Source organism: Actinocrinis sp. (genome assembly GCF_035653575.1).
In the GTDB taxonomy this organism is placed as follows: Bacteria; Actinomycetota; Actinomycetes; order Streptomycetales; family Catenulisporaceae; genus Actinocrinis.
This window is the reverse complement of the sequence record NZ_DASRBQ010000061.1, coordinates 1-7,733: the sequence shown is the minus strand read 5'-3', so window position 1 is coordinate 7,733 and position 7,733 is coordinate 1. Positions and strand designations below refer to the sequence as shown.

Annotated in this window: 8 protein-coding genes and 2 rRNA genes; 3 read left to right on the top strand and 7 right to left on the bottom strand. The window is 70.6% G+C overall.

The window, feature by feature from the left end:
• Positions 1-151: 151 nt before the first annotated feature.
• A complete protein-coding gene (locus tag VFA06_RS08930) occupies positions 152-1,039 on the bottom strand; it encodes a TlyA family RNA methyltransferase (protein WP_324839971.1) in 888 nt (295 codons plus the stop codon).
• A 71-nt stretch (positions 1,040-1,110) separates the two neighbouring features.
• Positions 1,111-1,377 carry a hypothetical protein gene (locus tag VFA06_RS08925; protein ID WP_324839970.1) on the bottom strand — a complete coding sequence of 89 codons (267 nt, stop codon included), beginning with the start codon at positions 1,375-1,377 and terminating at the stop codon, positions 1,111-1,113.
• Between the two features lie 118 nt (positions 1,378-1,495).
• On the opposite strand from VFA06_RS08925, the gene VFA06_RS08920 reads away from it, so the two are divergent.
• Positions 1,496-1,846 (top strand): SCP2 sterol-binding domain-containing protein, encoded by a 351-nt coding sequence (locus VFA06_RS08920; RefSeq protein ID WP_324839969.1) that lies wholly within the window; start codon positions 1,496-1,498, stop codon positions 1,844-1,846.
• Between the two features lies 1 nt (position 1,847).
• Here VFA06_RS08920 and VFA06_RS08915 read toward each other — a convergent pair whose 3' ends face one another.
• Positions 1,848-2,714: an HAD-IIA family hydrolase gene (locus VFA06_RS08915; RefSeq protein ID WP_414639855.1), complete on the bottom strand. Its 867-nt coding sequence runs from the start codon at positions 2,712-2,714 to the stop codon at positions 1,848-1,850.
• A gap of 92 nt (positions 2,715-2,806) precedes the next feature.
• Positions 2,807-3,289, bottom strand: a complete 483-nt coding sequence (locus tag VFA06_RS08910; RefSeq protein WP_324839967.1) for a tetratricopeptide repeat protein — start codon at positions 3,287-3,289, stop codon at positions 2,807-2,809.
• Positions 3,290-3,411: 122 nt separating this feature from the next.
• Here VFA06_RS08910 and VFA06_RS08905 point away from each other — a divergent pair, with 122 nt between their 5' ends.
• On the top strand, positions 3,412-4,701 hold the full coding sequence (locus VFA06_RS08905; RefSeq protein ID WP_324839966.1) for a DUF1015 domain-containing protein: 1,290 nt from the start codon (positions 3,412-3,414) through the stop codon (positions 4,699-4,701).
• A gap of 131 nt (positions 4,702-4,832) precedes the next feature.
• Here the strand turns inward: VFA06_RS08905 and VFA06_RS08900 are convergent, their stop codons facing one another.
• Complete coding sequence (locus VFA06_RS08900; RefSeq protein WP_324839965.1) at positions 4,833-5,642, bottom strand: tetratricopeptide repeat protein; 810 nt, start codon at positions 5,640-5,642, stop codon at positions 4,833-4,835.
• On the opposite strand from VFA06_RS08900, the gene VFA06_RS08895 reads away from it, so the two are divergent.
• Positions 5,616-6,986, top strand: a complete 1,371-nt coding sequence (locus tag VFA06_RS08895) for a hypothetical protein (RefSeq protein ID WP_324839964.1) — start codon at positions 5,616-5,618, stop codon at positions 6,984-6,986. The genes VFA06_RS08900 and VFA06_RS08895 overlap by 27 nt on opposite strands.
• Positions 6,987-7,327: 341 nt before the next feature.
• Here the strand turns inward: VFA06_RS08895 and rrf are convergent.
• Both rrf and VFA06_RS08885 read right to left on the bottom strand, forming a co-directional pair.
• Positions 7,328-7,444: ribosomal RNA gene (rrf, locus tag VFA06_RS08890) — 5S ribosomal RNA — on the bottom strand.
• A gap of 151 nt (positions 7,445-7,595) precedes the next feature.
• Positions 7,596-7,733: ribosomal RNA gene (locus VFA06_RS08885) — 23S ribosomal RNA — on the bottom strand; the annotation flags it as partial.

Below are 7,733 nucleotides of genomic sequence, written 5' to 3'. Positions count from 1 at the left end.
TCCACCTCTCCGGCCAGTACCCGCACCTCTATCCCGGCGCCGGAGAGCCAGTGCGCGACCTTACGTGCCGCGTCCTTGGCTTCCTTGCGGCCGGTGTGGGTGATCAGCAGGACGCTGCGCTTGGGGCGCTCGTCACCGCTGTCGTCGACCGTCACGCACGCTCCCTGTGTCTATTCGTCTGTTCATTCACGCGTCCGTTCGTCCTCTGCGGTGCGCTGGCTCCGGCTGGCCCTTCGGCGATCGCACGCGCCAACTCTTCGTCCTCGAGCGGCGCAGCTCCCGCACGCAGCCACACGAAGTACTCCACGTTTCCGCTCGGTCCGGGCAGCGGGCTCGCGGTGATGCCGAGCACGCCGAGGCCGAGCGCCCACGCGGCGTCGGCCACAGTACGTACCGCGTCCGCGTGCAAGCCCGGATCGCGTACCACGCCGCCGGAACCGAGCCGATCCCGGCCGACCTCGAACTGCGGTTTGACCATGAGCACGAGATCGGCGCCGGGTGCGGCGCAGCGGGCGAGGGCGGGCAGGACCAGCGTCAGCGAGATGAACGAGAGGTCGCCGACGATGAGTTCCGCCGCCCCGCCGCCGATCTGCTCCAACGTCAGATCACGCACGTTGGTTCGATCCACGACCACGACGCGCGGATCGGTCTGCAAACGCCAGGCCAGCTGCCCGTAGCCCACGTCGACCGCGACCACTTGCCGGGCTCCGGCGCGCAGCAGCACGTCGGTGAAGCCCCCGGTGGACGCACCGGCGTCCAGGCAGTGGCGCCCCTCGACGACCAGCCCGCGCGGGCCGAAAGCTGCGATGGCGCCCGCGAGCTTGTGCCCGCCGCGCGAGGCGTACTCCGACTCCCCGTCCGGAGTCCCGGCCACGACGATCGCGGCGGAGGTCTCCACCTGCGTCGCCGCTTTCCCGGCCGCCTGCCCGCCGACGGTGACCCGTCCGGCCGCGATCAACTCGACTGCCTGCTCGCGGGAGCGGGCCAGCCCGCGCCGGACCAGTTCGGCGTCGAGCCGTCGCCGCGCCTGTCCCGCCATCGTGGATCCTGCCTGTCCGGCTGACTGCCAGCGTCTGCCTAGTGCTTTTCGCCTAACGCGCTACGGGCTGCTCAGCCCGTGCGCTGAGCGCCCGCGTCCTGATTGCCCGCGTCCTGCCGGTCGATCTGCGCCAGCGCCTCTTGCAGACGCTGGTGGATGCCGTCGTACAGGTCGGGGTGCGCACCCGTGGGCCGGTCCGGCAGTTCGCGCAGCCGGTCGAGCGCGGCGTCCACGTCGGGATGACCGGTCGGCTCGGGTTCCGGAACGACCGCGAACGGCTCGGGCTCTGGCACTCTCCCGGCCTCGGCCGGAGCCTCGACCGCGCCCTCGGTGTCCATGCTGCCCGCCGTCCTCTCACCGTGTCCCTACAGTGCCCGTGCAGTGCGTATCCGCTTATCCGCGCTGTTCCCCTGACCGTACCGCGCCGCGCGACCCGGTGGCGGTAGGGTGCCAGCCGTGGCGACCAAGAGCGAATGCGCGGAGGCCCTGGACCGACTGGCCGCGAAGATGGGCGGCCTGGACGACAGTAGCCGTGACCGGCACCGGCTGGAACGGACTGTCAGCTGTCAGGTGCCGGACCTCGATGTGACATTTCACGGCACGCTCAAGGACGCACGGCTGCTGAACGTCACTTCCTACGACAACGGCGCGAAGCCGCCGCAGGCGCAGATCCGGCTGACCATCCCGAGTGACGACCTGCTCAAGCTGGTGGACGGCAGCCTGAACTTCATCTCCGCGTGGACCTCGGGCCGGATCAAGGTCAACGCGTCGTTCGGCGACTTGATCAAGCTGCGCAAGATCTTCTAGTTCAGGCGTCGCGCCACCGCATAAGCTGGCTCGGGTCGAGCAATCCGCGCAGGTCCTGGGCCAGATAGGTCGGCTGGTGCTCCTTCGGCGCGTCCTTCAGGTCCTGCAGCCGCGTGACGCCGGTGAGCACGAGCAGCGAGTCGGCGCCGGCTCGGTTCGCGCCCTCGATGTCCGTGTCAAGCCGGTCCCCGACGACGAGCGGACGCTGCGCCTTCGTGCGGATCATGGTCTCGCGGTGCAGCGCGGGCTCCGGCTTACCCGCCACGGTCGGCCAGCTCCCGGTCGCGGCGGCGACCGCGCCTACCAGCGCTCCGTTGCCTGGTGCGATCCCTCGCGCGGTAGGCATCGTGCGATCGGTGTTCGCGGCGTACCACAGCGCACCGCGCTCGATCGCGTACGCGGCCTCGGCGAGGTCCTTCCACATCGTGTCCGGCCGGTATCCCTGAACGACCGCAGCGGGGTTGTCCTCGGCGCTGTTGACGAGCGTTAGTCGGTGCTCAAGCAGTGCCTGCCGCAGCCCTTCCCCACCGATTGCGAGCACGCGTGCGCCTTCGGGCACCTGCTCCGCGACGATCCGCGCGACAGCCTGCGCCGCCGTGACGACGTCGTCCGCATCGGCAGGCAACCCGAGCTCGCGCAGGTGAGAGGCCACGGCCTGGGGTGTGCGCGACGCGTTGTTGGTGACGTACGCGAGCCGCATTCCGGCACCAGCTGCTGACAACAATGCGGGTACGGCGTTCGGTACGGCGTCCGCGCCGCGGTACACCACGCCGTCGAGGTCCAGCAGTGCCGTGTCGTATAACGCGGCGAGCGGCTTCTCCTGCGCCGCCCGCCGCTTTTGCTCCGCCGTAGTCGCCTCGTCCGCCACGCTCTCCAAGTTCGTCACAACACCCGATTTTCGCATGACCTGTCCGCCGACAGGTCGTCAGCGCACCCTGCGAGACGGTGCCGCGATTCCGGCTAGGCCCTGCCCTGCTTCCCGGCCCCCGACCGGGATCGCACAGTCGCCCGCGCGCCGCGTAGCGCCTGGGTGTAGTAGCGCACGTCCGGCCGCATCGCCGCAGCCAGCGCCAAGTGCTCGACCGCGAGCTCGTAGTCTCCGAGCCGGGCAGCGGCCAAGCCCCAGCCGAACTGCGCGTAATCGTCGTCGGGGTTCGACTCCGCGAGCGTGCGGAACACCTGCGCCGCCTCTTCGTACTGCTCCGCGTCGAACTGTGCCCGTGCCAGGGCCTCGAGAACGGAACGCGAACGCGGTACGCGGTCGGCCGCGCGCACGAGGAGTTGCGTTGCCGCCGCCGGATTACCGCTGTCGAGCATTTGGATACCGCGCTGGTACCAGTCGTTGACCTCCCCGGAGAGGGCGGAGTCGTCGAGCGGCTCACCGGGTCCGGCCCACCGCTCGTCCGCCGCGTCGCCATGCCACTGCTGCGCTCCCTCAGCCACTTCGCGCCTCCCGGAGTTCGTTCTGTTCCGTTATTACCGCTGTTCCCGTCTTTCCCGAGCTGTCACTTTCGGCTCGGCCGTCGTAGTGCCGCCCCGTCGGCGGCACCCCATAGCATTTGCGTATGAATCCCGCTCCGGATGCCGACGCTACGCGCACCGACGATCAGGGGCGGCTCGCGCTCGTCCCGTTCCGCGGTCTGCGGTTCGCAAGCGCCAAGGTCGGCGACCCGGCGGCAGTCATATCGCCACCGTACGACATGATCGACCCAATTCAGGCACACCGACTTGCCCGCAGCGGCGCGCATAACATCGTTCGGCTCATCCTTCCGGAGCTGGATGAGCCCGACGCGCGGCTGCGCTATCGGCGGGCGGCGCGCACTTTGCAGGCGTGGCGAGAGGAAGAAGCGCTGGTCATGGACCCGCAGCCGGCGCTTTACGTCTACGAGCAGACCGGTCCGGCAGGCCACCAGCGCGGCCTGATCGGCGCGCTGAAGCTTCCCGCGGACGATTCGGGGCCGGTGCTCCCGCACGAGGACGTCGTGGACGCTGTCGTCGCCGACAGGCGGGCGCTCATGCACGCCACCGGGGCGAACCCGGAGCCGATCCTGCTCACCTACGAGGGCGGCGGTCCGGCTTCCGATCTGGTCGAACGGTACGCTGAGGGCCCCGATCCGATCGTCGACGCGGCTACCGCGGACGGCACGCATCACCGGCTGTGGCCCATCACGGACCCGGCGCAGCACGCGATCATCGCGGCCGACTTGGCGCCGCGCCGCTCCCTGATCGCCGACGGGCATCACCGTTACGCCGCCTACCAGCGCCTCGCCGCCCTCGGCCGGCCTGGTACGGATCGAGGACTGGCGCTGTTGGTCGACTCCAAGCGGCATCCGCTCCAGGTCCGCGGCATCCACCGCTGGATTCCGGACCTGCCGGTCGCGCCGGCCCTCGACGCGGCGGCGAAGCACTTCGCGGTCACATCGGTCGAGGGCGGCTACAAGGCAGCCCTGGAGGCCTTGGGGCGGATCGGCCCGGAACGCATCGCGGTGGCCGCGGTGGACCGGCAGCGGGCCTGGATCATCGCGGATCCGAAGCCGGAGCTGCTGGCCGAGGCGATTCCGGACGACCGGCCGGAGGCCTGGCGCCGTTTGGATGCCACGGTCGTGCACCTGGCACTCGCCCGGAAGGTCTGGGATGTCCCCGACACCGCGGATCACATCCGGTTTGACCACGACGCGCGCAATGCGGTCATCGAAGCGCAGCGGCATCACGGCCTGGCGGTGCTGCTGCGGCCGGTCGCCGAGTCCACGGTCAAGGATCTGGCGGCGGTAGGGGTCCGCATGCCGCGCAAGTCCACCGCGTTCGCGCCCAAGCCCGCGACCGGCCTCGTGCTGCGGTTGCTGGACGAGGGCTGAGCCGATCCGGGCTCGCCGCACTGCGCACTACTAGGCCTCGAAAGCACGACAGGCGAGCCTGTCGAGGCTCGCCCGTCGTCGTCAGCGTGGCACGTGATCAGTGGCGGTGACGTACCGCGTCCCGCGCCGGCTTACTGCTCTTCGTCGTTCTCCAGGTGCGGACCGACGCCCTCTTCGGCGGCAGAGCGAGGAGCGCCGTCCTCGTGCTCCTCGTCCGCTTCGAGGTCGTCCTCGTCGTCGAACTCCTCATCCAGCTCGTCGTCGTCCTCTTCGTCCTCTTCGTCGAGCTCGTCGTCCGCACCCTCGAACTCGTCGTCGACTTCGTCCTCGTCGAACTCCTCCTCGACTTCGTCGAAGGTGAGTCCGTCCAGCTCGGCCAGCCGCTCGCCGGCGCCGGTGAGTCCCTCGGGGTCCACCTCGCTCGCGCGGGCGAACCACTCCCGGGCCTCCTCCTCGCGGCCGGTTTCGAGCAGCGCCTCCGCGTAGGCGTAGCGCAGCCGCGCGGTCCAGGGCTCGGGCTGAGCCGGCGTCAGGTCGGCGCCCTGCAACAGGACCACGGCCGCGTCCGGCTGCCCAAGGTCGCGCCGCGCCCCGGCAGCCACGATCCGCAGCTCGATCTGCGTGGCCTTGTCCAGTTCCTTCGCCTCCGGGGCCTGCGCCATCTCCAGCGCCTTCTCCGGCCGGCCCAGACCGCGTTCGCAGTCGGCCATCACGGCCCACTGGTGGTTGGAACCGGTGATCCGCCGCGCGGCGCGCAGCTCGGAGAGCGCCTCCGCGTACCGGTCCGAGAGGTAGGCGGCAAGGCCGAGCGCCTCACGCGTCGCGGCCAGGCGCGGAGCCAGCTGCTGCGCGGCGCGGGCGTGGGCATAGGCCTTCTCGGGGTCCTCGTCGACCAGGCGCCCGGCCATCACCAGGTGCCCGCCGACGAGTTCGGCCTTCATCCGCACGAGCGTGCGCAGCTCGGCGCGAATGTCGGCGTCGAGGTCCGAGGTGTCGATGTCGTCGGGCAGCGAGAGCTCGTCGAAGGCCTCGGCGGATTCGCTCTGCTTCGCGGGCTCGCTGGCAGTCGCTTCGCCGTCCCGGTCACGGTCTGCGAAGCGCGGCCGATCGTCGCGACGCTCGAAGCCGCCGCGGTCGTCGCGGCGCTGGAACCCACGGTCCCCGCCGCGGTCACGATCCCAACCGCCGCGGTCACGGTCGCGGTCGCCATAGGACGGGCGGTCGTCGCGGCGCTGGAACCCGCGGTCCCCACCGCGATCCCGGTCAAAGCCGCCTCGGCCGCGGTCTCGATCGCGGTCGAACCCGCCGCGGTCGCGGTCGCCGAACCGCGGACGGTCGCCGTAGGAGGGCCGGTCATCCCGGCGCTCAAAGCCCCCGCGCCGATCGCCACGGTCGCCATAGCCGCCGCGGTCGTCGCGACGCTGGAACCCGCGGTCCCCGCCACGGTCACGGTCGCCGCGCGGGCGGTCGCCGAAGGGCGGCCGGTCATCCCGCCGCTGGAACCCCCGGTCTCCGCCGCGGTCCCGGTCGAAGCCACCGCGCTCACGATCCCGATCCCCGAACCGAGGACGGTCATCACGACGCTGGAAACCCCGATCCCCACCACGATCATCACGCCGCTGGAACCCACGGTCCCCGCCGCGATCCCCGCCACGGTCACGATCAAAGCCACCGCGCTCGCGATCCCGATCCCCAAACCGAGGACGATCGTCGCGCCGCTGGAACCCGCGGTCCCCACCACGATCCCGGTCGAAGCCACCGCGCCGGTCGTCACGCTGGCCGTAACCGCCGCGGTCGTCTCGACGCTGGAAGCCACCACGATCCCGGTCGCCGCCGCGGTCATCGCGCCGCTGGAACCCGCGGTCGCCACCGCGATCCCCGCCACGGTCACGATCAAAGCCACCGCGCTCACGATCCCGATCCCCAAACCGAGGACGGTCATCACGACGCTGGAAACCCCGATCCCCGCCACGATCGTCGCGCCGCTGGAACCCGCGGTCCCCGCCGCCCTCGCGGTCCCGCTGGTCGTAGCCCGCGCGCCGCTCGCCGTAGGACGGACGGTCGCCGTACCGGCCGCGCGAGCCAGAATCGCCGCCGCGGTCACGGTCCCGGTCGCGGTCACGGTCGGCGCCGAAGCGGCCGCCGGCGCCGCCAGAACCGCCGCTGCGGCCCCCGAAGCCGCCGCCTTGCTGCTGCTGGTCGTCGCGTCCCCGTCGCCCCTGCCCGGCTACGCGCTTGTTCCCCGTGGGGCGACCCGTGGACGGGCGGCGGGGACGGCCGGATGAGGAGGTGGACATGCGGCTCAGGGCTCCTGTCGTGGTACTTCAGCGAACGTACGGTGCGGATATTGCTCAAGTCTGTTCGTGCGTGGGCGCTTCGGAGCGCACGCATCCGCCTATTCTCGCCCACGCGCTCATCCCGTGGCCAATCGAGGCGGGAGAGCGACAAGAGGACAGCTGAGCTGCGCAAAGGCTTTGCGACCAGGGACAGGATCGAGCGTCACTCTGGTGCGTGCTGGAGTTGAGCCGACATCGAAGCCGCTGGCTGCGCCTGTCTCGAAATCTTGTCCGCAAAAGCAAAGTGGGGCCGCTTCCGGTTATCGGAAGCGGCCCCACTTTCACGGGTTGTGCGGCGGTGTCCTGCTCTCCCGCCGGGTCTCCCCGGCAGTACCCTCGGCGCTGGCGGGCTTAGCTTCCGGGTTCGGAATGGGTCCGGGCGTTTCCCCGCCGCCATGGCCGCCGCAACTGTTTCAGGCCTCGCAAGCGCACCACCACCGGGTGGGGGTGTGCTTGCGTGTGTGTTCCCGCGGTCGGGCCGGGGAGGGCCTGTGAACCGGGTAGTGGATGCGAGTTGGTTTCGTCGTGGTGCGCTGGATCACGTCGTGCTTGTTGGGGTGGGGTAAGTCCTCGGCCTATTAGTACCCGTCCACTAAGCCCGTTACCGGGCGTGCATGCCGGGCCTATCAACCCCATGGTCTGTGGGGGGCCTTACCCAATCGTGTTGGTGGGAGACCTCATCTCGAAGCCGGCTTC